This window comes from Gordonia sp. 'Campus', assembly GCF_022206305.1.
Taxonomy (GTDB): domain Bacteria; phylum Actinomycetota; class Actinomycetes; order Mycobacteriales; family Mycobacteriaceae; genus Gordonia.
Genome location: NZ_JAKOIW010000005.1, coordinates 204324 through 228631 on the forward strand (window position 1 = coordinate 204324; position 24308 = coordinate 228631).

The following is a 24308-nucleotide window of genomic DNA, read 5'->3' on the forward strand; positions in this document are numbered from 1 at the left end:
GGTCGGGGTCCTCACCAGATCCGATGCGCCAGACCCCATTCGGTCAGTTCCCGGCTCAACAGCGCCCCGAACGTCTCGTCGTCGACGAAGTGCGTCTCGTCGAAGCCCGACACGGTGAAAGTCGTGTGACCCTCGGTCCGGGTGAGCCATGCCTGGACCCCCTCGCCGTATCGGTGGCGGTCGTCGGCCACAACGCCTTGTGCGTGGCCCCGGACGGTCACGTCGTCGGCGGTGAGACCCCCGATAGTCAACAGTTCCGGGGGCAGCTGGCCGACATTGGACGCGACTGCGTCCGGGTACCCGGCGTCTGGCGCGCCTTTGCCTGCGATTCGGCTCGGCGGAACGAGCCACGCCAGAGGCCGCAAGTGTGTGAGTGCCGGCCGCCGCCCCTCGGCCAGTCTGGTATAGGCATCTCGACACACGTTTCGCACGCGACCCAGATCCGTGGCGGGGGAGGGCACCGGGGTCAGATAGACCGTCACGCCTGCCACGGCATTGCCCCGCATGTCGTCCTCGCCGGTACGGTCCGCAACCGGCACGCCGACCTTGACGGGGTTGTCGGGCGATGTGTACCCGGCCACCCTCAGGAGGCCCGCAACCACCGCGATGAACAACGAATTGGCAGTGCCGCCATGGCGTTCGGCGGTGCGGTCCCAGTCCTCGACCGCCACCGACGCAGTGGCCCACACGGGCGTGGCCGTGGGTGCGCGCTCGGCGAGCGGCGACCGCGGCGGGCGGGGGTCGACGGCCGTCGGGTCGACGTCTCGCCGGACGGACTGCCGGAGTGCACGCGTGACACCGAGACCCGCCGCGGCCACCTGGCGCGCGGCGTCGTAGACATCGGCCCACGTCGACGCGGTCGCCGGGTGCTCCTCGGCCGCGTTCGTCGGTGCCCCGAAAGCTGTGCCGCGCAACGCGTCGCGGACCGCGTCGATTCGCGCTCGACCGTCCGCCACGAGGTGGAGTGTGCACAGCGACAGTACGGTGCGCCCCGACGTCGTCACCCCTGCGCGAATGCGCCAGCAACGCCCGGCATACGGATCGAGCTCGACGTCACGCAACTCGGTCACCGCCCAGTCCGAGATACCCGCATCGTCGATCCGCTCGACATCGAACGCCGGTGGGACGGATTGTGACGGCCTGACCCAGTACGGCCGCGCGCCCGGAACTCGGGCGTCGACCAGGCGCCGGTGCAGACGCCCCTGTGCCAGCGCGTCGTTGAACTCACGAAGACTTTCCTCGGCCACGTGTCCCGGGAAGACCCACAGCATCTGTTGCACCACCGACCACCCGAGGGCTTGGTGCAACAGCCAGAACGGAGCGTCCTCGTCGGTCAGGCGTACCAACGCCGGAACCGGGCTCGACGGCAGTGACTTCCGGACGATGTCGTTGGGCACGCTGACGATGTTCTCAGACCGGGCGGAACGGACCCTGCGGAGGTCCGCGCGGTCGGCCTCAGACGTCGCCGCGTCGGAGCATGCGCCCGCGGGCGGTCTCGAAGTCCACCTTCTGCCCGCGAACCCAGGTCCCCGTGACTACTCCGGCGAGCGCCCGGCCGTCGTACGGGCTCACCGGGTTCTTGTGGTGGAGGCGGTTGACGTCGACGATCTGCGCGGACTCCGGCTCGAAGATGGCGAAGTCGGCGTCGCAACCGAGGGCGATGCGGCCCTTGGTCGGCAGGCCGGCGAGGTCGGCGGGCTTCGACGCCATCCACTCGATCACCTGTGGCAGGTCGATGCCGCGCTTCTTGGCCTCGGACCAGATGAGTGACAGCCCGAGCTGCAAGGAGGCGACTCCGCCCCACGCGACCCCGAAGTCGCCGTTCTCGGGGTCCTTGAGGTCGACGGTCGACGGCGAGTGGTCGGAGACGATGCAGTCGATCGTGCCGGCCAGCAGACCCTCCCACAGCAACTCACGGTTGCCGGCCTCGCGGATGGGCGGGCAACACTTGAAAGCGGTCGCGCCGTTGGGCACCTCCTCGGCCAGCAGCGTGAGGTAGTGCGGGCAGGTCTCGACGGTGATCTTCACGCCGTCACGCTTCGCACTTTCCAGCATCGGAAGGGCGTCCGACGACGACAGGTGGAGCACGTGGGCGCGGACCCCGGTCCAGCGTGCGCGCTCGATCACCTCGGCGATCGCCAGGTTCTCGGCGCCGCGCGGCCGTGAGGCGAGGAACCGTTGATACTCATCGCCTTCGGGTGAGGGGGCCTTGTCGATGGCGCGCGAATCCTCCGCGTGCACGATCATCAGCGAGTCGAACTCGGCGAGTTTCGCCATGTCGGCTTCCATCTCGTCGGCCGTCAGGTGCGGGAACTCGTCCACGCCCGAGTGCAACAGGAAGCACTTGAAGCCGAACACGCCGGCATCGTGGAGTCCGCGGAGGTTGTCTTCGTTGCCGGGGATCGCGCCGCCCCAGAAACCGACGTCGATGTGCGTCTTTCCCTGCGCGGCAGCTCGTTTCTCGGCGAGGGCGTCGACGTTCACGGTGGGCGGTATCGAATTGAGCGGCATGTCGATGAGCGTGGTGACGCCACCGGCGGCGGCCGCCCGGGTGGCCGAGTCGAAGCCCTCCCATTCGGTGCGGCCGGGCTCGTTGACGTGCACGTGGGTGTCCACCAGGCCGGGGATCATCACCTGGTCGTCGGCCAGTTCGATGACCTCGGCGCCGACCAGGCCGCTCCCGAGCGGTTCGATGGCGACGACCCGGCCGTCGCGGATGCCGATCTCGCGCGCCACGATGCCCGCGGTCGTCAGCGTCTGCTCGCCACGCACGACCAGGTCGAACGGGGTGTCGGAGACAGGGGCCTGGTCACCGGATTCTGAGGTCATGGGGCGGGACTCCTTGATGGTCGCCGTGTCCTGGGTCGATCCAGAGACTAGCTCAGACTATTCCTCATCATGGAATTCTGCGCGGTCATTTCGGAACGTAACTCGCGAGTAGCCCGGGGTCATGCTATTGACAACGGCCCTGAGCGTGGGGCTAACTATCACGAACGCGGAAACTTGATTCCACATCACGGAACGCCCGCAAGTGTAGGAGCGCGGTCATCGCCGACCGTCCGACCGAAAGTGCAGAGATGAGCACTGAGCAGCACACAATCTCCGTCGGAGAGGACGTTTCCGGCACCACCGGAACCGTCCCGGCCGGGCTGAGTCCCAAGCTCTACAACGACGATCTCGCGCCGACGAGTCGCGCCGGGCGGCGTTGGAGCAGCTACAACATCTTCACGCTGTGGGCCAACGACGTACACAGCCTCGGCAACTACGCCTTCGCGATCGGGTTGTTCGCGCTCGGGCTCGGTGGTTGGCAGATCCTGACGGCGTTGGTCCTCGGCGGTGTCTTCCTCTTCCTGCTGCTCAACCTCTCCGGGTTCATGGGCGAGAAGACGGGTGTGCCGTTCCCGGTCATGAGTCGCATCTCGTTCGGTATCCGCGGCGCGCAGATCCCCGCCCTCATCCGAGGCGGAGTGGCCATCGCGTGGTTCGGCATCCAGACCTACCTCGCGTCCGTCGTCCTGCGGATCATGCTGGTGGCGCTGTTCCCCGGCGCGGCCGATCTGGACACCAACCGCTTCCTCGGGCTGTCGACCCTGGGCTGGATCTCCTTCGTGTCCCTGTGGGTGATCCAGGTGATCATCGTCAGCTACGGCATGGAGATGATCCGTCGCTACGAAGCCTTCGCCGGCCCGGTCATCCTGATCACGATGGTGTCCCTGGCCATCTGGATGCTGAGCAACGCCGACTGGACCATCGCGTGGTCGACGCCCGATTCCCTGACCGGCGTGGACATGTGGCTCCAGATCATCGGTGGCGCGAGCCTGTGGGTCGCGATCTACGGCACCTTCGTTCTCAACTTCTGCGACTTCACCCGGAACGCGGAATCGCGAAAAGCCATCGTGGGCGGCAACTTCTGGGGCATCCCGCTCAACATGCTGCTCTTCGGCGGCATCGTGATCGTCCTCGCCGGGGCGCAGTTCCGGATCAACGGCACGGTCATCGAGTCGCCGGCGGACATCGTCCAGACCGTGCCCAACACCTTCCTGTTGGTGCTGGCCTGCCTCGCGCTGCTGATTCTCACCGTCGCGGTGAACCTCATGGCCAACTTCGTCGCGCCGATCTATGCGCTGTCGAACCTCTTCCCGCGTCATCTCGACTTCCGGCGCGCGGCGCTGGTCACCGCGGTGATCGGGTTGGTGATCCTGCCGTGGAATCTCTACAACTCACCCGCGGTGATCAACTACTTCCTGGGCGGGCTCGGTGCACTCCTCGGACCGTTGTTCGGCATCGTGATGGCCGACTACTGGCTCGTCCGTCGTGCCCGGATCGATGTACCCGCGCTGTTCAGCGAGGCCCCCGACGCCGCCTACCACTATCGCGGCGGGGTGAACATGCGTGCAGTCGCCGCTCTGGTCCCGACTGCAGCCATCGCTCTGGTGATGGCGTTCGTCCCGGCCTTCGAAGTGATCTCGGAGTTCTCCTGGTTCATCGGCGCCGGTCTCGGCGCGGTGGTCTACCTGGTTGTCGCCGACCGTCGCGGGCCGTTCGCCGAGGTGTCGGGCGAACCGATCTCCGTCGCCAGCACCCACTGACCAGGAAGAAGATCTGATGCGCATCCTCGTCGCCAACGTGAACACCACCGAGTCGATGACCGAGGCCATCGCCGATTCGGCTCGATCGGTGGCCTCGCCGGGCACCGAGATCGTCGGCATCACACCACGATTCGGCGCCGACTCGTGCGAGGGCAACTTCGAGTCCTATCTCGCCGCCATCGCGGTGATGGACGCGATCCTCGCCTACTCCGAGCCGTATGACGCGGTGATCCAGGCTGGATACGGCGAGCACGGCCGCGAGGGGCTGCAGGAACTCCTCGAGGTCCCCGTCGTCGACATCACCGAGGCGGCGGCGTCGACGGCGATGTATCTGGGACACCGCTTCTCGGTGGTGACGACGCTGGACCGGACCGTCCCGCTCATCGAAGACCGGCTCAAGCTCGCCGGCCTCGATCAGCGCTGCGCATCGGTCCGGGCCTCGGGACTCGGTGTGCTGGAACTGGAGTCGGACCCGGAGCGTGCGGTCAAGGCGATCGTCGAACAGTCGACGCGCGCCGTGGCCGACGATCACGCCGAGGTGATCTGCCTCGGCTGCGGCGGGATGGCCGAGCTCGAGGAGCAGGTCCGCGAAGCAACCGGCGTCCCGATCGTCGACGGCGTGCGCTCGGCGGTCACGATCGCCGAAGGTCTTGTCCGGATGGGACTCTCGACGTCGAAGGTGCGGACCTACGCCCCGCCGCGCGAGAAGAAGATCACCGGCTGGCCGTTCCGCATCTGAGTGTCGTCGCGCCTGTGGCGGCAGCGCGTCAGGGCATGTATCGGCGGGTTGCGGTGCCGTCCTCGGGTCGCCAAGAGTCTGCGTCGATGAGATCCAGGAACACAGCCCGTGCGTGCGCGATCGTCTCCTCGGTGTAAGCGTCGTCGTAGTAGGCGGCACCGGCGAAACCCTCGACCGCATGCTGGACGACCAGTATCCGGTCGGGATGCAAGCCGTCTTGCCCGAAGAATTCGCGCCACACCCGGCTGTCCTCGTTGAGGGCTTGCGCCACGCCGGGGATCGAATCGACGGGGCCGCAGAACTCCGAGGCGTAGATCCTCATGGCTTCGCGGCTGCCTCCGCACAGCGCACGCACGTATGCTCGAAGACCTTTTCCCGGCCGGTTCTCCGACAGGTCGACGAAGGTGAGCACCTCGGCGCGGAAGCGTTCCAGGGAATCGGTGACCACGTCGAGAAACAGGCTGTCTCTGGTGGGAAAGTGGTGTAGGAGACCGCTTTTCGAGACGCCGGCAGCGGCGGCGATCTCGGACAGAGACGTGGCGAGGCCGCGCTCGGCGAGCAACTCTCCAGCGGCTTGCAGGATGGCCCGCCGAGTTCGCTCGGTGTTTCGAGTGGTCGGTGCTGGCGATGTCACTGAACGTTCCTGAGGTCGATGTGCGTGAGTGAGATGGCCTGAGGCGATCCAGGTCACGATACCCCGTGTGACCCACCACGCAGCTTGTCACTGCCGACCGATTGGTCGGTACTATAGGTCGTTATAGATGGTTGCGATTCCGGTTGCGACCGAAAGACTGGAGACGACCCGTGACGACGCAACACTTCGACGAGCCGGTGGCGGCACATGCTGACGACCGTCAGGAACGCCCTGACCCCGAGGGCGCACTGCCGCGTCTTCGCGTCCTGTGGGGTCTGGTCCGGCCGCACCGGTCGTCGCTGATCATCGGGCTGGTGCTCGGGCTCGGCGCGACCGGGAGTCTGCTGGCCACGCCGATGGCGATCAAATGGGTGCTGGACAGCTTGAGCGCGAACGGCTCGATGGTTCTACCGGTGGTCATCCTGCTCGGCCTGCTGGTGATCGGTGCCCTGCTCGGATTCTGGCAACAGCTGGTCCTGGGGACGATGGCGGAGAAGGTGGTGCTCGGCGCGCGGACCTCGCTCATTCGTCGTATCTACGGCGCGCGAGTGGACGCTCTCAGCACGCGATCGGGCGGAGAACTGGTCACCCGTGTCACCTCGGACACCGTCTTGTTGCGAGAGGCGTCCTCGTCGAGCATCGTCCAGATCGTCAACAGCTCGATAACGTTGGTCGGTTCGATCGTGCTGATGGCGGTGCTGGACTGGCCCATCCTGCTCGTCACGCTGGCAGCGGTCATCGGCGTCGGCGGCGTGGTCGGGTTCCTGATGCCGCGCATAGCGAGTGCGCAACAGGGAGCGCAGAACGCGCTGGGCGATCTCGGTGCGCGGCTCGAAGGCGGTATTCGGGCACTGCGGACGATCAAGGTGAACGGCGCCGAGCGCAGCCAGGCCGACCGGGTGATGTACGACGCGCAGGTGTCGGCGCGGCACAGCATTCGCGCTGTGCGGACCGAAGCGGTCGCGTGGACCACGGCGGGCGCGGGAATCCAGCTCTCCGTCATCGCGGTTCTCGCCATCGGGGCCTGGCGGGTGTCGAACGGAACGTTGGCCGTCTCGACCCTTGTCGCGTTCTTGCTGTACGCCTTCCAACTCGTCGACCCGGTCACCGAACTCACCGTGCACATGTCCCAACTACAGGCGGGCATCGCTGCGGCGGGTCGAATTCGCGAGCTGGAATCCATTCGCGTCGAATCAGACCACGCGTCGGCAACGCCTGGGACGGTCGAGGTGAAGACCGAACGTCGAAGTGCAGGCGGTGTTTTCGAGGAATCCGCGCTGTTGCGTTTCGTCGATGTCGAGGCCCGCTACGATGCGACGTCGAAGCCGGTGCTGATCGACGCCGATCTGGACGTGCCGCGCCGGGGTCATCTGGCGATCGTCGGCCCCTCGGGTGCGGGCAAGACGACGATCTTCTCGTTGATGCTCCGGTTCCTCGATCCCTCCGCTGGGCACCTCGTTCTCGACGGCACGCCGTACGAACAGCTGACCTACCACGAGGTGCGGTCCCGGTTCGCCTACGTCGAGCAGGACACACCTGTTGTTCCCGGGTCGGTTCGTGACAATCTCGCCCTCGGGAACCCGCGCGCCGACGACCTTGCGATGTTCGACTCGCTGGCTGCGGTGCATCTCGACGAGCGCGTCCGAGCCCTCCCCCAGGGTCTCGACACCCCCGCCATGAGCACGACGCTGTCCGGCGGCGAACGTCAGCGACTCGCGCTCGCCCGTGCGCTGATCAGCGACGCCGACATACTGCTTCTCGATGAGGCGACTGCCCAGCTCGACGGCCGCACCGAGGCCGCCATCCACGAGGTGATCGGCAGAGTGGCGCAACGCAGCGCGGTGATCACGATCGCGCACCGCTTGTCGACGGTGATCGACGCGGACGAGATCGTGGTGCTGGAGCGCGGACGCATTCGTGCTCGCGGTACGCATCACGAACTGCTGAAAGGCGACGAGCTCTACCGCGAATTGGTTGCGGCACTGCGAATCAGTTGATGCTAGCCGTGTTCACTCGGCTGCCTCGACGCTACCGAGAGGTCGAGCCGACCCACGCCCGGCCCAGCGGTGCCGGCCGCGATGCGTGTGCGGAGGACGACGGCCCACCAGAGGAACCCCAGCACCAGCAGGACGGCGAGCGGAGCGACGTTGGGTCGGAAATCCGGTAGGAGGACCAGTGCGCCCATCACGATCGAGAAGCAGAGCAACCCGACGATGTGGACGGGGCGCCGGAAACGTCCGAGGTCGAAGAAGCCGGGTTCGGACGACGGGAACGTTCCGCGACGATCGGCGACCATCATCCCGGCCGTGGTCAAGATGTACACGCCGACGTATCCGATCGTCGCCATGCCCAGGATGTAGGAGAACGCCTTCTCGCTGAACAAGGCGGTGAACAGGAAGAACCCTGACACAGCTGCCGATCCCCACACCGCGGTCGTCGGGATCTTGTGCTTGGGCGAGACGGAGCCGAGCGCCCGCGAGAAGGGGACCATGTTGTCGCGGGCCATCGCGTACAGCAGTCGGGTGGCGACGAGCATGTTCGCGAGCACGCACACCAGGATGTTGGTCAGCGCAATCGCGACGACGAAGTTCGCGAACTGTGGCGACACCTGGGCGGAGATGATCTCCAGGATGGGCGCCGAGGATTCGGAGGTCGCTCCGATGTCGGCGGTTGCCAGCAAAAACGTGATGTACATGAAGAACTCGATCGCCGCGGCCGTCCCGAGTGCGAGGAACATCGTCCGGGGGATGACGCGCCGCGCCGATTTGGTCTCCTCGGCGATGTCGGCGGGCGCCTCCACGCCGAGCAATCCGAACATGACGCCGAGACTGGACACCATCCACGCGAAGACGAACGTCGCGTCAACGGTGTTCCCATGCGAGGCAAGGTAACTCAGAGGTTGCCCGGATTCCTTGACCAGGACCACGTAGATCAGGACGAAAGCGGTGATCCCGACGGTCAGGAAGATCTCGAGCATCACCCCGATGTTGTTGACCGCGGTCGCGAGCCTGATGCCGTAGACGTTGATCAACACGCAGAGCAGCAACACGCCTGCCGTCACCCCGAGTAGCTGCGGTGTGGAGGCGTCCCACCCGACGAGGCCGGCAAAGTAGGTCGCGAACGTGAACGCGACGCCGGTGAACCCGGAGATGAACCCGATCAACGCGATGAACCCGGTGAACCATCCCAGGTTCGGGTGAACCAGGCGACTCGTCCATTGATACGCGTAACCCGCGAGCGGCAGTTTCACCGCCAGATCGGCGGCGATCATCGCCCACAGTGCGAAGACCACAACGACGACGGGCAGGGTCCAGACGAACATCGGGCCGACCGTGTCGACGCCGAAACCGAATCCGGCGTAGACGGCAGTGGTGGCGCTGATCAGCGCGAATCCCACACAGAAACTCGCGAACGGGGTGACGGAACGATCGAGTTTCTGTGCGTACCCGAAACGTTCGAGATCGCGGTCCTCATCGGAAGTCATCAGTTGTGTCCCATCTGAACACCGGCGGGGGCCGGGTGGGGGGCGGAAGCGAAAGACTCAAGCAGGGGAAACGAATATTCGTTCGCTTGAGCGGGGCAACGTTAACCCCGGTCGAGACGAGTGTCAATGACTTGGTGCGATATACGCGCTAGTCGGCGAGCATTCGGCGTGCCAGGCGCCAGTGCAGCTCCGCGACGTCATCGGGAGTCAGCGCACTGTCGGCGTCGTACCAGATGGCGACGCGATCACACATGGCGAGGATTGCCATCGTCACGATGTCCACCTCAGGCGCAGGCAGTTTCGGTGCGTACGCCGCCACTCGCCGACCGAGCAACTCCAGATAATCACGCTGCTGTTCGAGTAGTCGGTCGTAGTCCTCATGCGAGACGAAATCGCCGGCTGACGCCGTGTCGAGGAGCATGTCGGCCACGCGGGCGAGATGCACGTTCTCGATCTGATAGAGAACATGCCGACGGACGGTGTCGCGGAGTTCTTCTTCCGGTGTGCCGTCGCCGACGGCGGCCGCGTTCTCGGTGAAGTCGGCCAGTACCCGCGAGACGGCCTCGGTGAGGATCTCCTCCTTGGAGCGGAAGTGGCTGTAGAGGCCGGGCGCCTTGATGCCCGCGGCCTCGGCGACCTCGCGCACGGTGCATGCACCGAATCCGCGCGTCGCGACGATCGTGACAGCTGCCGCCAGAATTCGTTCGCGCCCGATGCTCTGGTCGAAGACGCGGTCGAGACTGGTGGGTTCCGCACCTCTGGTCGACGGCATGGTCGCAACAGTACCGCGATGTCCGAACGCTTCCGACAGTCACCGAGCGACCTGGGGCGTTGACCGACGGCCCTTCAGGCGCTAGCTTAACGAATATTCGTTCGCTCGCTTGAGGAGGCTGGAAATGGTGTCAGTGGCAATCGTCGGGGTCGGTCAGATGGGTGGCGCAGCCCTGCGAATTCTGTTGGAGCAGTTGCCCGACGCGCGCTTCGTGGCCATGGACCGCGCGCCGGAGGCGCTCACGCGCGCCGAAGCGCTCGATCCCCGGCGCGTCAGCGGCCAGGTCGTCGACGTCTCGACCGAGGAGGTCGATCTCGCCGGGATCGACCTCGTCCTCAACATGTCCGGCCCGTTCTTCGCCGGATCGGGAAGCCTGGCCCAGGACGCCCTCCGGTCCGGCACCACCTATATCGACATCGGTGACGACCTCGAGGCCACCGACAGCATCCTCGCCCTCGATGCGGCCGCGAAGTCGGCCGGTGTCGCGCTGATCACCGGCGCGGGTTGGTCTCCCGGCGTGACGAACTGGTGCGCCGCCCGCCTGCTGGAGGAGCACCCGCATGCAGACGGTGTCCAGGTGGTGTGGGCGACGCACGAACGCAACCCCGGCGGACTCGCGCCGCTGCGGCACATGCTGCACATGGCGGTCAGCCCCTGCCCGGTGTGGTCCGACGGCCGGTGGGTCGAGTCGCCGGGGTTCGTCCCGGCCACCGCGGCCGAGTTCGACTTCCCGGAACCGCTGGGCCGCATCGAGGCCTACGACACCGCTCACCCGGAACCCCGCACTCTCGCCCGTACCTACCCGCACCTGCGGAACGCAAGCTGCAAGGGATCTCTGCGGCCGGCATGGGCCAACGCCGCGTTCTCCACCCTCGGACGCATCGGCTTCGGATACCACGACCTCGCGATCGACGTCGCGGGGCACGACGTCGAACCCGCGGAGTTCTTGTGGAAGATGATGTGGGCCAGGCACTCCGCCGGATCGCGCGGAAATGAGGGCGTGGCCCTGACCGCGTTGCTGGTGCAGGTGCTCGGCGGTTCAGGCGCCGAAGTCCTCGGCTCGCTGGCAGTCGTCGACGACGCGCCGATGTCTCGCGGCACGGGTCTGGGCGCCGCCGTCGCCGCCGTCGCCGCACTGCGCGAACCCCCGCCCGCCGGCGCGTGGGGACCCGAGGTGCTCCCATGGCAGTTCGCGCTCGGCGAGTACGAGCGGATCGGTCTCGAGCTGGGTGGTTTCGGCCCAGGTATCCAATCGTCGATCGTCTCGGTGCCGGAATGACCGCCCGATCGAACCGACCGACTCTGTCGCGTGCCGTCTCCGCCTGGGCCGAGGACCGCCCGACCGCCATCGCCGTGGAGTCAGCGGGCGACTCCGTCACCTGGTCCGAACTCGATGCCGCGCTGACCCGACTCGCCGGTGAATTGCGTTCCCGCGGTGTGGGCGTCGGCGACCGCGTCGCACTGTTCGGTGAGAACAGCGTGGAGTGGGTCGTCGCGTTTCTCGCCTGCGAACGCGCGCAAGCCGTCGTCGTGCCGATGAACACCCGGCTCGCGCCGGCGCAGATCGCGCAGCAGGTCCGTGCGGTGGACGCCGCGCTCGTGCTGGTCGATACCGATTCGGACATCCCGCCGCTCGAGGGGGTGGCATGCGTCGAACTCGGCGCGCTCGTCGCCTCGGTACGCGCCGGCGCACCAGCCGATGCGCCGGTGATCGACACGAGCGACCTCCAGGACGACCTTCACGATGAGGTTGCCGATGATGCTCCCGCGCTCATCAGCTTCACCTCCGGGACCACCGGAACCCCGAAAGGCGCGACGGTCTCACGATCGTCCCTGTCCGCGTACGGACACGGGTTCGCGCAGTACTTCGGCACCCGTCCGGACGACAGCACACTCGTCATCGTCCCCATCTTCCACAACACCGGATTCGCCGATCAGCTCGCGCACATGATCGCCGCGGGAGCCACCACGAGGCTGCTGCGGCGGTATCGCACCGACGCCGCCGTCGCCGAACTCGTCGCTCGGCCGGTCACTTTCCTCGCCGCAGTGCCCAGCATGTTGCGCATGCTGATGCTCCACCACGACGCCGATGCGGTCTTCGCAGGTGTATGCACCGTCATGTACGGCGGCAGCGCCATCCCGGAGGCGTGGGTGCGCGAGTTGCACCGGCGATGGCCGCACCTCCGGCTCGCACATGCCTATGGACTGAGCGAGTTCACCTCGGTGTGTACCGTCCTTCCGAGCGAACTCGCCTCGACCGCAGCCGAATCCGCGGGCAGGCCGCTGCCCGGCGTCCGGATGCGGGTCGTCGAAGACGGTCGCGATGTTAAACCGGGCGATACGGGTGAGGTCTGGGTGTCGGGACCGACTCGCATGCTCGGCTACTGGAACCAACCCGAGTTGACCGCGCAGAAGTTCGCCGGGCCGTGGTTGCGGACCGGGGACGTTGGACACATCGACCCCGACGGCCTCCTCTGGCTGCATGGTCGGGTCGACGACGTGATCAACCGCGGCGGCGAGAAGATCATGCCCGCCTTCGTCGAGTCGCACCTCGCCGGGCACGACGGCATCGCGGCCGCGTGCGTCTTCGGCTATCCGGACGAGATCCTGCGCGAGCGCATCGCCGCGGCTGTCGAACTCCGCGACGGGGTTGTGTTCGACGCCGACGCCATCCGGTCTCACCTACGGGAATCGTTGCCCGACTACGCCGTTCCCGATCGCTGGATCGTGTGCGACACCCTCCCGCTGAACGCGTCCGGGAAGGTCGACCGCAGGACCCTACGAGCCGAACTGACCCGATAACCCACTCTGCCGACATCGAGGAGTATCCGATCATGACCGACCCGACGTACGCGGTCACCGACCCCGCGACCGGCGAGACGCTGCGGACCTATCCGGCCGCAAGCGATCAACAGATGGACGCCGCCCTCGGCGCGGCATGGCAGGCCCACCGGGAGTGGTCGAGAACGTCGACCGTGGCACAGCGCGCCGAACTCATCCGCGAGGTCGCGTCGCTGCACACGCGACGCCGCGACGAACTGGCCGAGATCATTCATCGGGAAATGGGTAAGCCGCTCGAGGAGTGCGTCGGCGAGATCGATTTCAGCGCTGCGATCTACGAGTACTACGCCGACCACGCGGAACGCCTCCTGGCCGACCAGCCGATCGAACTCCTCGACGGAGACGGCAGCGCACTCGTCCGACGCGAGTCCATCGGAGTCCTGCTGGGGGTGATGCCGTGGAACTTCCCCTACTACCAGGTCGCTCGCTTCGCCGGTCCGAACCTCGTTCTCGGCAACACGATCGTCCTCAAGCACGCGCCTCAGTGTCCGGAGTCGGCGGCCGCGATCGAACGGATCTTCGCCGACGCCGGGCTGCCTGCCGGCGCATACGTCAACGTCTACGCCACACACGAGCAGATCGCCGATGCCATCGCCGATCCGCGGGTCCGGGGAGTGTCGTTCACCGGGTCCGAGCGGGCGGGCGCGCAGATCGCCGAAACAGCGGGCCGGCATCTGAAGAAGGTGGTGCTGGAGATGGGCGGGTCGGACCCGTTCATCGTGCTGTCCACCGACGATCTCGACGCCACGGTCGATGCCGCCGTCCAGGCCCGTCTGGACAACACCGGCCAGGCGTGCAACGGCGCCAAGCGGATGATCGTCGTCGACGATCTGTACGAGGAGTTCCTCGCCGCGTTCACGGAGCGACTGCTCGCCCACACCGACGGAGTGGCACCGCTGTCGTCGGTCGCCGCGGCCGAACGGCTCGAGCGACAGGTTGCCGACGCGGTCGCCGACGGGGCGACCCTGGTCCGCACCCGCACCCGATCCGGGGCGTTCTTTCCGCCCGCCGTTCTGACCGGCGTGGCCCCCCAGTCGGCGTCCGCGGCACAGGAATTGTTCGGCCCGGTCGCGACCGTGTACCGGGTGGGCTCCGAGGACGAGGCGGTCGACCTCGCGAACGCGACGCCCTACGGGCTCGGCTCCTACGTGTTCACCTCCGACCCGATCCAGGCGATGCGTGTCGCCGACCGGCTGGAGGCCGGGATGGTCTTCGTCAACGGCGTCGGCATCGAGGGCGTCGAGCTGCCGTTCGGCGGCGTCAAACGCTCGGGCTTCGGCCGCGAACTCGGCAACCTCGGAATCGAGGAGTTCGCCAACAAGAAACTCATCCGTATCGCCGGGTCCTGAAGCGTCACAGAGCAATTCGGACATCTGAACCCAGACAGGGAAGCACAACCATGACCACCATCGAGTTCCAGGCCGCCGTCTTCCGCGCGCCGAACACCCCGCTCACCGTCGAGACGGTGTCGATCCCCGCCACCCCGCCGCCCGGGGAGGTGCTGGTGCGGTTGAAGGCGAGCGGCTTGTGCCACAGCGACCTGCACGTGATCGTCGGCGAGTGGGACGGCATCCCGACACCCACGATCCTCGGACACGAAGGTGCCGGCGTCGTCGAAGCGGTCGGCGATGGCGTCGCCGATCTCGATGTGGGTGACCACGTGGTGTTGACGTGGACTCCCTCGTGCGGGCGATGCCGGTATTGCGTCAGCGGTCGACCGGTGTTGTGCGACAAAGCTGCCGAGCACTCGGCCAACCACGTCTCCTTCGACGGCGGTACCAGGGTCACATCCGCGGACGGAGAATCGGTTCACAGTTTCGCCGGTCTCGGGACGTTCGGGGAGTACGCCATGCTGCCCCGATCCGCGGCCGTCGCCGTCGACCGGACCGCGCCGTTCGAGCAGTCGGCGCTCGTCGGTTGCGCGGTGACCACCGGGATCGGCGCGGTCGTGAACACCGCTGCCGTCCGCCCGACCGATACGGTACTGGTCATCGGGTGTGGCGGGGTGGGCCTCAACGCGGTCCAGGGGGCTCGGCTCGTCGGGTCCCGCCGCATCATCGCCGCCGACATCAGTGATCAGAAGCTGGAACAGGCCAGAGCGTTCGGCGCCCACGAGGTGATCAACACGACCACCGAGGATCTCGGGGAGAGGATCGCACAGATCACGGACGGTCGGGGCGTCGAGGTCGCCGTCGAGGCGATCGGTCTGCCGCAGACCATCGAGGCGGCCTACGGCGTGCTCGCGCGTGGCGGCCGGGCGATCGTCGCCGGGCAGGTGGCAGATGGTGTCCGGGTGTCGATCGACCCGTTCGTGATGTCCGATCAGGAACTGTCACTCGTCGGGTCCAATTACGGCTCGAGCCGGCCCGATATCGATTTCCCGATTCTCGTCGACCACTATCTGCACCGACGCATCGACCTCGACTCGCTGGTGACCGGCGTGATCGGGCTCGACGAGATCAACGACGGATTCGAGGAGATGAAGCACGGCAAAGGGATTCGCACGGTGGTCGCGTACTGAGCGATCCGGCGGGGCCGAGTGCGACGGTCACTCACCGCCCCGCCGGACCCTCAACAGGGTGAGCGCGACGACCACCTCGGTCGGGTTCTGCGCGAACGGTGTGGGGAGCAGCTCGTCGACCCGGGCCAGGCGGCGGTCGATGGTGTTGCGGTGGGTGTACAACCGTTCGGCCGTGCTGGTCCGGTTCAGGCCCTCCTCCACATGGACGAGCACCGTCCGATGGAGAACGGGACTCGCGTCGAGGAAGTCGCCGAGGACATCTGCCACGAAACGGTCGGCGGCGGCCACGTCTCCCGAGATGAGATCGATGAGATGGACGTCTTCGTAGCGCACCACCGTCAACTGAGAATCCAGACGGACCAGAAGGCGCTGCGCTGCAGCGGCATCCATATGCGTCCGGCGGAAGCCCGCCGCGCTTCGCGCCGGCCGTCCGAGTGCCACGCGGACGTGCCGATGTCCACGGAGTCGATCAGCAACAGCCTCCGGCGACGGCGTGACGGCCGTCGGAATCCAGAGCCACATCGTCGCTGTTCCGGCGACCACGGTGAGACGACGATCGGCGCCACACGCCCGCATCACCTGTTCGGCAGCGCGGTCGAGCGAGCCGACGTCGTCCTCGGAATCGACCCAGACCACCACACCGAGGTGTGATCCGGTCAGCGCATATCCCAGCTGCCCCTCGGCATGCGCGGTAGAGATGTCCGCACCCTGCAGCAGCAACTCGACCGTGGCGTATCGCTGCAACTGAGAACCGCCGGCGAGCTCGTCGGAGATCCGCCGCACATATTCGCTCAGCTCCGCCATCGCGTCGTCGGTGAACGTGGTCAGCGTGTTGCCCGAGACCTCGCACAGTTCACGGAGCTCCGCCGGATCGTCGGTGGCGTCGAAACACGCTGTCAGCCACCATTTCCAGCAGACGCGCTGTACCGACCGCCAGGCGCCCACATCGTCGGCGACGAGACCGCGCAGCACCACATCGCGCGCGAACGTGCGCATCTCGGCCCCGCCGAGTGGCCGCACCCGCTTGCCCGGTTCGGTGATGTTGGACGTCACCCAGTGCTTGACGAGCGACACGACCAGGCGTGCGTCTGCGTCGGCGAGTGTCGGGTCGTCGGCGATCGTCCGGTACTGGGGCTCCGCGATGGACGCGGCGGTCGCGTCGGCGATGACCTCGTCCAACCGGGCGAGCAGTGTCTCGGCCAGCTCGCGGATCAACCGTGACACCGACTCGGAAGGGTCGGGCCACGGCTGATTCGGCGTCGTCATGCCAGCCAGTCTCCTCGCGAGAGCCTCGGGCATCAGTGATTCCGGCAGACTTCGACTACAGGCCCAGGTAGTCGGCGAGTTCGGCGTAGTCGACCTGCCAGAGTCCCGGCGAGCCGAGGGGGTACTGCGAACGGAAGCCGAGAATGCGCTGCACGCGCTCGGGCAGGCTGGCGGCCACGTCCCGCGACACGAGGAAGGGGTAGGCCTCCTCGCCCACGAGGTAGCCGGGGTTGAACGCGAACGACACCGCACGCCGATATTGATCGGCGGTGACGTTGGCACCACCGCCGTGAACGGTCTTCCCGCTGATGAACAGTGCGTCACCGGGCTTCATCGTCGCCGGAATCGTCTGCTCCGGGGATCCGCGATCCTCGAAGTCGCTCCAGAGGTGGCTGCCCGGAATGACCCGCGTGGCCCCGTTCTCCTCGGTGAAATCGGTCAGCGCGATGAGGAAGTTCAACGTGATCTCGGGTCCGGCCGGTCCCATCCCGACGAAGGGGTACCAGTTCTCCAGGTCTCGGTGCAGCATCTGGGCACGGTTGCCGGGCCCGATTTCGATGACCTGGGCGGTGGTCATCCAGTAGGTTCCCGACTCTTCCAGGAACCGCGCGTCGCACAGTTCGTGGACCAGGTCGAGGTCGATGATCTCGTCCCGGAACACGTCACTGCGGTTGACCAGGTTGGTCAACCGCTTGGTGTTGACGCCGTGGAACTCCTGCACGATCTCGTTCTCGTGTGTGCTGCCCGGTGCCAGGGCCGCGACCGAGGGGTCGATCTCGGCGTTGAAGCGCGAGACCTGTTCAGGGGACAGCAGTCCTTCGATGACGACGCCTCCGTCTCGCGCGACGATAGCGAGGATGTCGGCGGCGGGTGTCGTACTCGGGACTCGCTGGATGGCGGTGTCGAGGCTGGTCATGGCACTTCCTGTCTGTCCGATCGAATGTGGCGCAGGTCTCACTATCGACATCTCCGGGCCCGTTGCCCATCCGCATGTTTCAGCGTTTCCGGGGTGGCCGCGGTGCAGAGTGCACCGGTCCCGCAGGTCGGTGCGCTGCCGGCGGCGACGGGCGAGCGAAGTGTGTGAGGAATGCACACTCCGATCGTCGAAGACGCTCACATCTGCTGTGGCGCGCGTTACACCCGCGTCGGCAGGCTATGCCCATCACACAGTCGTTCAAGCCAAGTCGTCGGCTCCCCGGCGCGCAAGGGAGGCAGAGGATCATGCCCGGACACTCACCCACCTCACCGGAGAATTTCGACGTCGTCATCATCGGCGGCGGGATCTCAGGGATCGGTGCCGCCGTCTACATCACGCAGGAGTTCCCGACGAAGAAGGTGGCCCTCCTGGAGGGTCGGGACGCAATCGGCGGGACATGGGACCTGTTCCGCTACCCCGGTATTCGGTCGGACTCCGACCTGCACACCTTCGCCTACGAGTTCAAGAGCTGGCGGCACGAGACCGCCATCGCGGACGCGCCGCTGATCAAGGACTACCTCGCCGAGACCGTCGAGGAATACGGCCTCGACGCGATCGTCCGGTATCGCCACCACGTCACGTCCGCGGACTGGTCGGAGAGCGACGCGCGGTGGACGCTGGCGGTGGACATCACCGACACGGACGGGGCCGTCCGGCACGACATCATCACGGCCGGTTGGGTTTTCGGTGCCACCGGTTATTACCGGTACGACGAGGGTTACACCCCCGAGTTCGAGGGCCGGGACGACTTCGCGGGTGACATCATCCACCCGCAGCACTGGCCCGAGGACTACGACCACACCGGTAAGAAGGTGGTTGTGATCGGCAGCGGTGCCACTGCGATCACGCTGATCCCGTCGATGCTGAAGGGACCGGGTGCGGCGTCGCACGTCACGATGCTCCAGCGGACGCCGTCGTACATCATGACGATGCCGCGGATCGACGGACTGAGCCTCACGTTGACCAAGTTGCTCGGCGAGCGTCGCGGATACCTGGCGACTCGATGGAAGAACGTGTGGGCCGACTGGGCAGTCGTCAAGACGCTCACCACGTTCCCGAAGGCGTCGCGGCGAATGATCCGCTACCTCAACACCAGAGAGCTGCCCGCCGGGTTCGACGTCGACAAGCATTTCAACCCGCCCTACGACCCGTGGGACCAGCGCCTGTGCCTCGCGCCGGACGGTGACTTCTTCACCTCCATCCGCACCGGCGATGCGTCCGTCGTCACCGACCGCATCCGGCGGTTCGTCCCGGACGGCATCGAACTCGAATCCGGCGGGAAGCTGGAGGCCGATCTGATCGTGACCGCGACGGGACTCAACATGCGGCTCCTCGGCGGTATCGACCTCACCGTCGACGGTCGTCCCATCGATCTGCCGTCGTCGGTGGTCTACCGGGGGATGATGCTGTCCGGCGTGCCGAACTGGGTCATGGCCGTCGGTTACACGAAATCGTCCTGGACGCTGAAGATCGGGCTGCTCGGCAAGAGCTTCATCGAATTGCTCCACCACATGGACACCCACGGATTCGACACCGCGACAGCGGTTGCCCCCGACGGCACCGGCACCCGTCCGGTCATCGACCTCGATGCCGGATACATGCTTCGCGCGAAGCACGCGCTGCCTCGACAGGGTGATGAGATGCCGTGGCAGATGAAGAGCGTATTCCTCGAGGACCGAAAGATGTTCCGCGAACCCGTGATCAGCGATGCGCTCACGTTCTCTTCACGTCTCGAGCGCGAACTGGGCAAGCCGGCCGCAGTGGAAGCTGCACGATGATGACGGTTCTCGAACGATGTCAACGCGCGGCGTTCACCGCTGTCGGTCGTCTGCCCGACACCGTGCTGAGCCGTGTCGTGCCGCCCGTCATGAACTCCGACGGTGACGTCATGGCGCCGGAAATCGCCGTCCTGATGAAGGTCTCGTCCTCCGGTCCGGACTTCAGCGACGGGACCGTCGCGCAGGCACGGGTCGCGATGGACAACGATTGCCGGGTCTTCGCCGACGACGCCCCGGCGATGGACGTCGACGATCTCACTCTGCCGAACGGGATACGCGCCAGCCTGTATCGCCCGCCCGGCCGGTCCGATGGACTCGTCGTGTTCCTGCACGGCGGAGGTTTCGTGCTCGGCAGTCGAGCCGGGTACGACGCACCGGTCCGCCTCATCGCCGACCGCGCGGGCGTGGCCGTCCTGTCGGTCGAATACCGGCGCGCGCCCGAAGCGCGGTTTCCCATCCCGGTCGATGATGCGTTGCACGCGTGGCGTTTCGCTGTCGATCAGGCTTCCGAGTGGGGAGTCGACCCGGAACGGATCGTGCTGCTCGGTGACAGCGCCGGGGCCAATCTGTGTGCGGTGCTCGCCAACGATCTCGCCGACGAACGGCTCCGGCCCCTGATGCAGGTGCTGATGTATCCGGTGGTGGACGGCGTCGGCGCTCATCCGTCGCGCACCGAGTTCGCCGACAATCCCGCATTGTCGGCCAGGCAGATCGACTGGCTGTCAAAGCTTTATGTCCCCGACGGCCATCCCGCGACGGACCCGCGTGTCTCGCCGCTGTACGCCGACGATCTGTCCCGGGCGCCGGCGACGCTGATCACCGTCGCCGGATTCGACCCGCTGCGCGACGAGGCGATCGCGTACGCCCGTCGGCTGATCGACGCAGGCGTACCGACGCGCGTGATGCGCGAAGGCGGCCTGGTCCACGGTTACATCTCCCTGACACGCATCAGCAAGGCGTCGCGCCAGGCCGTCGACCGTGTCGCAGACGCAATCGCCGACGCACTTCGACATGACGCCGGGCCAACCCGAGATGAGTTGCCATGAGCTTGATTCACATGACGTTGGTGTTGATCGCCAATCTCGCGATGTTGGGCGCGGGCTATGTCTACGGTGTCCGATTGCTACGGCGCCATCGCAACCTGCTGCTGGGCGTCGAATGGCTGGTGATCGCGGTGTCCGGCACCAACATCTTGGTCCTCGCGGCCACCGGGGTGTCCCACGACAGCGTCAGCTACCACCTGATGGTGTTCTTCGACGCGTTCTCCCGGTCGTTCGGCATGACGGTCATGTTCATCCTCGGGATGCTCGTGGTCACCCATCGGTACCGACCGAGCTGGATCGTCGAGGGGCTCGTGATCGGAGCGGGAATCGCTGTGGGGCTTGACCGTGCCCTCGACGTCCGGCCGGTCAGCACGGGGTGGACGGTCTTCTACACCGTCGCGAACCTCGCGACCGCGGTGTTCATGCTCTACGTCGCCGCGCGCCTCTTCCGTATCGGCGAACGGCGTCACGGCACCTGGGTGGCGGTCGCGACCGTGCTCGGCGCATTCATCGCTGCCTCATACGATTTCATCCGCATTCCCGGCGACGACGCCGACCGCACCCTGTTCTACAGCATCGCCATGGCGGTCTGGGCGCTCATGCTCGTGACCTACTACCACGGTTATCGCGTCCTCGGCGAGCATCAGCAACAGCTGGCGCGTACCGGTTCGACGCTCATCCGGAGATGAGCGACTGCGTGTCGGAGTCGGTCATCGCGGACACCGCCTGCCTAAGCGTCGGATACAAGGTCAGCGTCTGATCCAGACCCGCCGCTCGAAGAGGTCGCGTGGTCACGGGGTGAGCGGCGACGACGCCGAACCGGCCCTCCGGTGCGATGGCGGTGTGCGCGGCGAGCAACTCGGCCATGCCCGACGAGGCGAGGAACTCGGTGTGCGTGAGATCGACGATCAACCCTCGTGGTCTCGCCTCGACGGCTTCCCGAACGGCCGACCGCAGTTGCGGAACGCTGAACAGATCGATGCTGCCTCGGACACCGAGGATCATGAGGTGGTCGTACCACGTCGTGGTCACCGTCATCGCGCGGTGCACGAGCGACTCATCGTCGCCGAGGATCACCGGTTCGAAGCCGTATGCCGGCATGTATCCCTGCCTCTCGTAGTCGAGCCACTGCGTGCCATTCGGAGCGGGCAGTGGCCCGGATTGCCGGGTTGGGAATTCGGCTGTCCGCGGCCCCCTGGAGTGTTCCGCGGAACACCCGCGACCTCCGGTTTTGTCGGTGGTGATCGTTACATTTCGTCTGTTCCGTTCGTTCGGCTCAGGGGGGTTTCGGTGGGGGTCAGTGCTTTCGGTTCGCGGGAGGGTGTGTCGTCGATGTTCGATGATGCGGATCCGGCGGCGTTGTCTGATGCGGTGCTCGAGGCGCGGGTGTTGGGGTATGCGGCGCAGATCAGTGCGTTGACGGCGCAGTTCTTGGGTCTGGTTGCGGAGTGGGATCAGCGGCGTGCGTGGGCGGGGCCGGGGGTCGGTTCGTGTGCGCAGTGGTTGTCGTGGAAGGCGGGGATCTCGTTGAGGACCGCGCATGAGCAGGTGCGGGTGGCTCGGGCGTTGGTTGGACTGTCGGTGATCCGAGAAGCGTTCGCGCTGGGGAGGTTGTCGTATTCGAAGGTCCGCGCGTTGACGCGGGTTGCCACGCCCCAGCGGGAGCTGGAGTTGGTGAACCTGGCGTTGTCGACCACGGCGGGTCAGTTGGATCGGGCGGTGCGGGCGATGCGCCATATCGACCGCGATCGCGGCGTGGACGAGGGCGACCGGGCGGCGGTGGAGTCGACGGGTCGGTGGAAGTGGAATGCGGACGGGTCGTTGTCGGTGTCGTTGACGTTGAGTCCGCTGGACGGGGCGCGGTTCCTGGCGGGTGCGGTGCGGGCGGAGTACGAACGCACCCGGACCTGCGACGACCCGGATTTGCCGACCCTCTCGAGTGTTCCGCGGAACACTGAGACGTGCCCGGATGAGCAGGAGCCCGAGACTGCCCCGGCACAAAGTCGGGATCTGTGGCGGCAGGTGCCGTCGAATGTGGCTCCGGCGGTCGTGGCGATGGCCGGGATGGTGCATGACGGGATCGCGATGCCCGATCTGGCGCCGGGCGCAGAGATCTTGATCCATGCCGGGGACGGTGTGGACCACGCTCATTTGGACGATGGTCCCGCGTTGTCGGAGGCCGATGTGGCAGAGGCTCGGTGTGGGGCGTCCACTCGAGATGTGCTGAGCCGCAGAGTTTCCGGGCAATCGGGCAAGCTCGCGCTGTTGGGTATGGGGCGTCGGAAACGGGCGCCGAACAAGGCGTTGGTGCGGGCGTTGTTCGTGCGGGATCGGTGTTGTCAGACTCCTGGGTGTGGGCGCACACGTCATCTGCATGCCCATCATGTCGAGTTCTGGTCCGCGGGTGGGCGGACCGATCCCGACAATCTGATCTTGTTGTGCGGTTCGTGTCATCGGTCGTTGCATCGGGGTGAGTTCTCGATCACCGCGCATGGTCGGCAGCGGTTCACCTTCCACCGCCCGGACGGGTCCGAGATCGAGATGGTGCCACCAACGTCGCGGCCCGCCGGGTGGCGGCCGGACTGCAGGGTCGGCGTCGCGGCCACGGTCCCGGTCGGTGGGGGTCGGATGAACCTGGGGTACACCACGGAGGTGCTCTACGCGGTGTGGGAATGGCGGCAGCGCAACGAAAATCGACCGGTGTCGGTCATCCAGGATGCGGCCTAGCTATTCGTCGCGCAGCTTCTCGAGGTCGGCCCGGGCGATCTCGTTGAGGCGGTCGATGATCCGGGTGTAGGCGGGGGACTGGCGATGAACGAGTGAGGTGTGGGTTTCGCCGTCGAACAGCAGCACTTCGGTCGATCCCCCAGCGGCGTCCAGGGCGTTCGCGTAGCGCCGGGAGTTGGCCGGGTCGACAACGGTGTCGGCTGATCCGTGGAACAGGGTGACCGGTAGCGCCGGGTCGAGATTGCGGATGGGGTCCACCGAGTCGTAGCGGTCGGGGACTTGACTCGGTGTGCCGCCGAGAATATGGGTGATCACTCGGTTGTTGCCGTGGTCGACGGCGTAGCGTATGTCCAACGGGCCGGAGATGGACACCACCCGCGACGGAACGAATGCCGGACGCGAACCCACCTCGTCGTCGGTGAGGCGATGGCGAGTGCCGCCCCACACGGCCAACTGTGCACCGGCGCTGTGACCGATCACCAACTCGTCGTCGATGCGCAACTGCGGGTAGGTGTCGGCGATCGTGGGCACGTGGTCGAGTGCCCGGGCCACGTCGTGGAAGGTGGTGGGCCATCCTCCGCCGGTGCCGAGACGCCGGTACTCCACGTTGTACACAGCCAGCCCCCGGTCGGCGAGGTCTCGGGCCATCTCGTCGAATTGTTCTGCACCTGCACGGCTTTCTAAACCGCCGCCGTGGATGATCGTCACCAGCGGCAACGAATCGTCTGCGCGGGCGCCAGCCGGAAGGTACAGGTTGGCCCAGTTCTCGGCGGGGTCGGCATCGGCGTCATCGAGATACTCGACGCGGACGACGTCAATCGATTCCGTACTCGCGGGGACCGGGGGAGCGGTTGCCGCCGTCGGTGTGCTGCCCGAGGGTGGCGACGACGGCTCGGGTTGTGTCGAGCATCCGCCGCCGGCGAGCGCGACCGCCATGC

The 24308-nt window shown here is 66.5% G+C and carries 20 protein-coding genes; 11 read left to right on the forward strand and 9 right to left on the reverse strand.

What is annotated here, in order from left to right:
* Positions 1-11 precede the first annotated feature (11 nt).
* Together MAY35_RS07935 and allB are read right to left on the reverse strand one after the other, a co-directional pair.
* Complete coding sequence (locus MAY35_RS07935) at positions 12-1397, reverse strand: hypothetical protein (RefSeq protein WP_238420448.1); 1386 nt, start codon at positions 1395-1397, stop codon at positions 12-14.
* A 58-nt stretch (positions 1398-1455) separates the two neighbouring features.
* Entirely contained in the window at positions 1456-2829 is a 1374-nt protein-coding gene (gene allB, locus MAY35_RS07940; protein ID WP_238420451.1) for an allantoinase AllB, read from the reverse strand.
* 248 nt (positions 2830-3077) lie between these two features.
* On the opposite strand from allB, the gene MAY35_RS07945 reads away from it, so the two are divergent.
* Both MAY35_RS07945 and MAY35_RS07950 read left to right on the forward strand, forming a co-directional pair.
* The gene (locus tag MAY35_RS07945) at positions 3078-4589 is read left to right on the forward strand and encodes an NCS1 family nucleobase:cation symporter-1 (protein WP_238420453.1); all 1512 of its coding nucleotides are present in this window, start codon (positions 3078-3080) and stop codon (positions 4587-4589) included.
* A 16-nt stretch (positions 4590-4605) separates the two neighbouring features.
* Positions 4606-5328: an aspartate/glutamate racemase family protein gene (locus MAY35_RS07950; RefSeq protein WP_238420455.1), complete on the forward strand. Its 723-nt coding sequence runs from the start codon at positions 4606-4608 to the stop codon at positions 5326-5328.
* A gap of 28 nt (positions 5329-5356) precedes the next feature.
* Here MAY35_RS07950 and MAY35_RS07955 read toward each other — a convergent pair whose 3' ends face one another.
* Positions 5357-5962: a TetR/AcrR family transcriptional regulator gene (locus tag MAY35_RS07955; protein WP_238420457.1), complete on the reverse strand. Its 606-nt coding sequence runs from the start codon at positions 5960-5962 to the stop codon at positions 5357-5359.
* A gap of 170 nt (positions 5963-6132) precedes the next feature.
* On the opposite strand from MAY35_RS07955, the gene MAY35_RS07960 reads away from it, so the two are divergent.
* Positions 6133-7959, forward strand: a complete 1827-nt coding sequence (locus MAY35_RS07960) for an ABC transporter ATP-binding protein (protein WP_238420459.1) — start codon at positions 6133-6135, stop codon at positions 7957-7959.
* Between the two features lie 2 nt (positions 7960-7961).
* On the opposite strand, the gene MAY35_RS07965 is transcribed toward MAY35_RS07960, so the two are convergent.
* Positions 7962-9446 (reverse strand): APC family permease, encoded by a 1485-nt coding sequence (locus MAY35_RS07965; protein WP_238420461.1) that lies wholly within the window; start codon positions 9444-9446, stop codon positions 7962-7964.
* Positions 9447-9594: 148 nt separating this feature from the next.
* Positions 9595-10218 carry a TetR/AcrR family transcriptional regulator gene (locus MAY35_RS07970; protein WP_238420463.1) on the reverse strand — a complete coding sequence of 208 codons (624 nt, stop codon included), beginning with the start codon at positions 10216-10218 and terminating at the stop codon, positions 9595-9597.
* A 124-nt stretch (positions 10219-10342) separates the two neighbouring features.
* On the opposite strand from MAY35_RS07970, the gene MAY35_RS07975 reads away from it, so the two are divergent.
* Genes MAY35_RS07975 through MAY35_RS07990 form a run of 4 tightly spaced genes read left to right on the forward strand, consistent with a single transcriptional unit; the run spans position 10343 to position 15580 of the window.
* On the forward strand, positions 10343-11497 hold the full coding sequence (locus tag MAY35_RS07975) for a saccharopine dehydrogenase family protein (RefSeq protein ID WP_238420465.1): 1155 nt from the start codon (positions 10343-10345) through the stop codon (positions 11495-11497).
* Entirely contained in the window at positions 11494-13020 is a 1527-nt protein-coding gene (locus tag MAY35_RS07980) for a class I adenylate-forming enzyme family protein (RefSeq protein WP_238420467.1), read from the forward strand. Before MAY35_RS07975 ends, MAY35_RS07980 begins: the two co-directional genes overlap by 4 nt.
* Positions 13021-13052: 32 nt before the next feature.
* Complete coding sequence (locus MAY35_RS07985; protein WP_238420469.1) at positions 13053-14408, forward strand: NAD-dependent succinate-semialdehyde dehydrogenase; 1356 nt, start codon at positions 13053-13055, stop codon at positions 14406-14408.
* Between the two features lie 50 nt (positions 14409-14458).
* Complete coding sequence (locus MAY35_RS07990) at positions 14459-15580, forward strand: Zn-dependent alcohol dehydrogenase (RefSeq protein ID WP_238420471.1); 1122 nt, start codon at positions 14459-14461, stop codon at positions 15578-15580.
* A 27-nt stretch (positions 15581-15607) separates the two neighbouring features.
* Here the strand turns inward: MAY35_RS07990 and MAY35_RS07995 are convergent, their stop codons facing one another.
* Both MAY35_RS07995 and MAY35_RS08000 read right to left on the reverse strand, forming a co-directional pair.
* Positions 15608-16846, reverse strand: coding sequence for a CdaR family transcriptional regulator (locus MAY35_RS07995; protein ID WP_238420473.1), 1239 nt, complete (start codon positions 16844-16846; stop codon positions 15608-15610).
* A 55-nt stretch (positions 16847-16901) separates the two neighbouring features.
* Positions 16902-17762 (reverse strand): phytanoyl-CoA dioxygenase family protein, encoded by an 861-nt coding sequence (locus MAY35_RS08000; protein WP_238420475.1) that lies wholly within the window; start codon positions 17760-17762, stop codon positions 16902-16904.
* A 305-nt stretch (positions 17763-18067) separates the two neighbouring features.
* On the opposite strand from MAY35_RS08000, the gene MAY35_RS08005 reads away from it, so the two are divergent.
* From MAY35_RS08005 to MAY35_RS08015, 3 genes are read left to right on the forward strand one after another with little or no spacing between them, the layout of a single operon-like run.
* Positions 18068-19600, forward strand: coding sequence for an NAD(P)/FAD-dependent oxidoreductase (locus MAY35_RS08005; RefSeq protein WP_238420477.1), 1533 nt, complete (start codon positions 18068-18070; stop codon positions 19598-19600).
* Positions 19600-20646, forward strand: a complete 1047-nt coding sequence (locus MAY35_RS08010) for an alpha/beta hydrolase (RefSeq protein WP_238420479.1) — start codon at positions 19600-19602, stop codon at positions 20644-20646. The genes MAY35_RS08005 and MAY35_RS08010 overlap by 1 nt, the downstream gene beginning before the upstream one ends.
* On the forward strand, positions 20643-21332 hold the full coding sequence (locus MAY35_RS08015) for a hypothetical protein (RefSeq protein ID WP_238420481.1): 690 nt from the start codon (positions 20643-20645) through the stop codon (positions 21330-21332). The genes MAY35_RS08010 and MAY35_RS08015 overlap by 4 nt, the downstream gene beginning before the upstream one ends.
* On the opposite strand, the gene MAY35_RS08020 is transcribed toward MAY35_RS08015, so the two are convergent.
* A complete protein-coding gene (locus MAY35_RS08020; protein ID WP_238420482.1) occupies positions 21319-21744 on the reverse strand; it encodes an STAS domain-containing protein in 426 nt (141 codons plus the stop codon). The genes MAY35_RS08015 and MAY35_RS08020 overlap by 14 nt on opposite strands.
* Positions 21745-21975: 231 nt before the next feature.
* Between MAY35_RS08020 and MAY35_RS08025 the strand changes: the two genes are divergently transcribed.
* Positions 21976-23370 carry an HNH endonuclease signature motif containing protein gene (locus MAY35_RS08025; protein WP_238420484.1) on the forward strand — a complete coding sequence of 465 codons (1395 nt, stop codon included), beginning with the start codon at positions 21976-21978 and terminating at the stop codon, positions 23368-23370.
* Here MAY35_RS08025 and MAY35_RS08030 read toward each other — a convergent pair whose 3' ends face one another.
* Positions 23371-24306: an alpha/beta hydrolase gene (locus MAY35_RS08030; protein WP_238420486.1), complete on the reverse strand. Its 936-nt coding sequence runs from the start codon at positions 24304-24306 to the stop codon at positions 23371-23373. It abuts the gene before it with no gap.
* Between the last annotated feature and the right edge of the window lie 2 nt (positions 24307-24308).

What these genes read in the sequence shown, in the direction of transcription:
- allB (WP_238420451.1), bottom strand. Translation starts at nt 2,829, where the DNA reads ATGACCTCAGAATCCGGTGACCAGGCCCCTGTCTCCGACACCCCGTTC.
- MAY35_RS07945 (WP_238420453.1), top strand. Translation starts at nt 3,078, where the DNA reads ATGAGCACTGAGCAGCACACAATCTCCGTCGGAGAGGACGTTTCCGGC.
- MAY35_RS07950 (WP_238420455.1), top strand. Translation starts at nt 4,606, where the DNA reads ATGCGCATCCTCGTCGCCAACGTGAACACCACCGAGTCGATGACCGAG.
- MAY35_RS07965 (WP_238420461.1), bottom strand. Translation starts at nt 9,446, where the DNA reads ATGACTTCCGATGAGGACCGCGATCTCGAACGTTTCGGGTACGCACAG.
- MAY35_RS07970 (WP_238420463.1), bottom strand. Translation starts at nt 10,218, where the DNA reads ATGCCGTCGACCAGAGGTGCGGAACCCACCAGTCTCGACCGCGTCTTC.
- MAY35_RS07975 (WP_238420465.1), top strand. Translation starts at nt 10,343, where the DNA reads ATGGTGTCAGTGGCAATCGTCGGGGTCGGTCAGATGGGTGGCGCAGCC.
- MAY35_RS07980 (WP_238420467.1), top strand. Translation starts at nt 11,494, where the DNA reads ATGACCGCCCGATCGAACCGACCGACTCTGTCGCGTGCCGTCTCCGCC.
- MAY35_RS07985 (WP_238420469.1), top strand. Translation starts at nt 13,053, where the DNA reads ATGACCGACCCGACGTACGCGGTCACCGACCCCGCGACCGGCGAGACG.
- MAY35_RS07990 (WP_238420471.1), top strand. Translation starts at nt 14,459, where the DNA reads ATGACCACCATCGAGTTCCAGGCCGCCGTCTTCCGCGCGCCGAACACC.
- MAY35_RS07995 (WP_238420473.1), bottom strand. Translation starts at nt 16,846, where the DNA reads ATGACGACGCCGAATCAGCCGTGGCCCGACCCTTCCGAGTCGGTGTCA.
- MAY35_RS08000 (WP_238420475.1), bottom strand. Translation starts at nt 17,762, where the DNA reads ATGACCAGCCTCGACACCGCCATCCAGCGAGTCCCGAGTACGACACCC.
- MAY35_RS08005 (WP_238420477.1), top strand. Translation starts at nt 18,068, where the DNA reads ATGCCCGGACACTCACCCACCTCACCGGAGAATTTCGACGTCGTCATC.
- MAY35_RS08010 (WP_238420479.1), top strand. Translation starts at nt 19,600, where the DNA reads ATGACGGTTCTCGAACGATGTCAACGCGCGGCGTTCACCGCTGTCGGT.
- MAY35_RS08015 (WP_238420481.1), top strand. Translation starts at nt 20,643, where the DNA reads ATGAGCTTGATTCACATGACGTTGGTGTTGATCGCCAATCTCGCGATG.
- MAY35_RS08020 (WP_238420482.1), bottom strand. Translation starts at nt 21,744, where the DNA reads ATGCCGGCATACGGCTTCGAACCGGTGATCCTCGGCGACGATGAGTCG.
- MAY35_RS08025 (WP_238420484.1), top strand. Translation starts at nt 21,976, where the DNA reads ATGTTCGATGATGCGGATCCGGCGGCGTTGTCTGATGCGGTGCTCGAG.
- MAY35_RS08030 (WP_238420486.1), bottom strand. Translation starts at nt 24,306, where the DNA reads ATGGCGGTCGCGCTCGCCGGCGGCGGATGCTCGACACAACCCGAGCCG.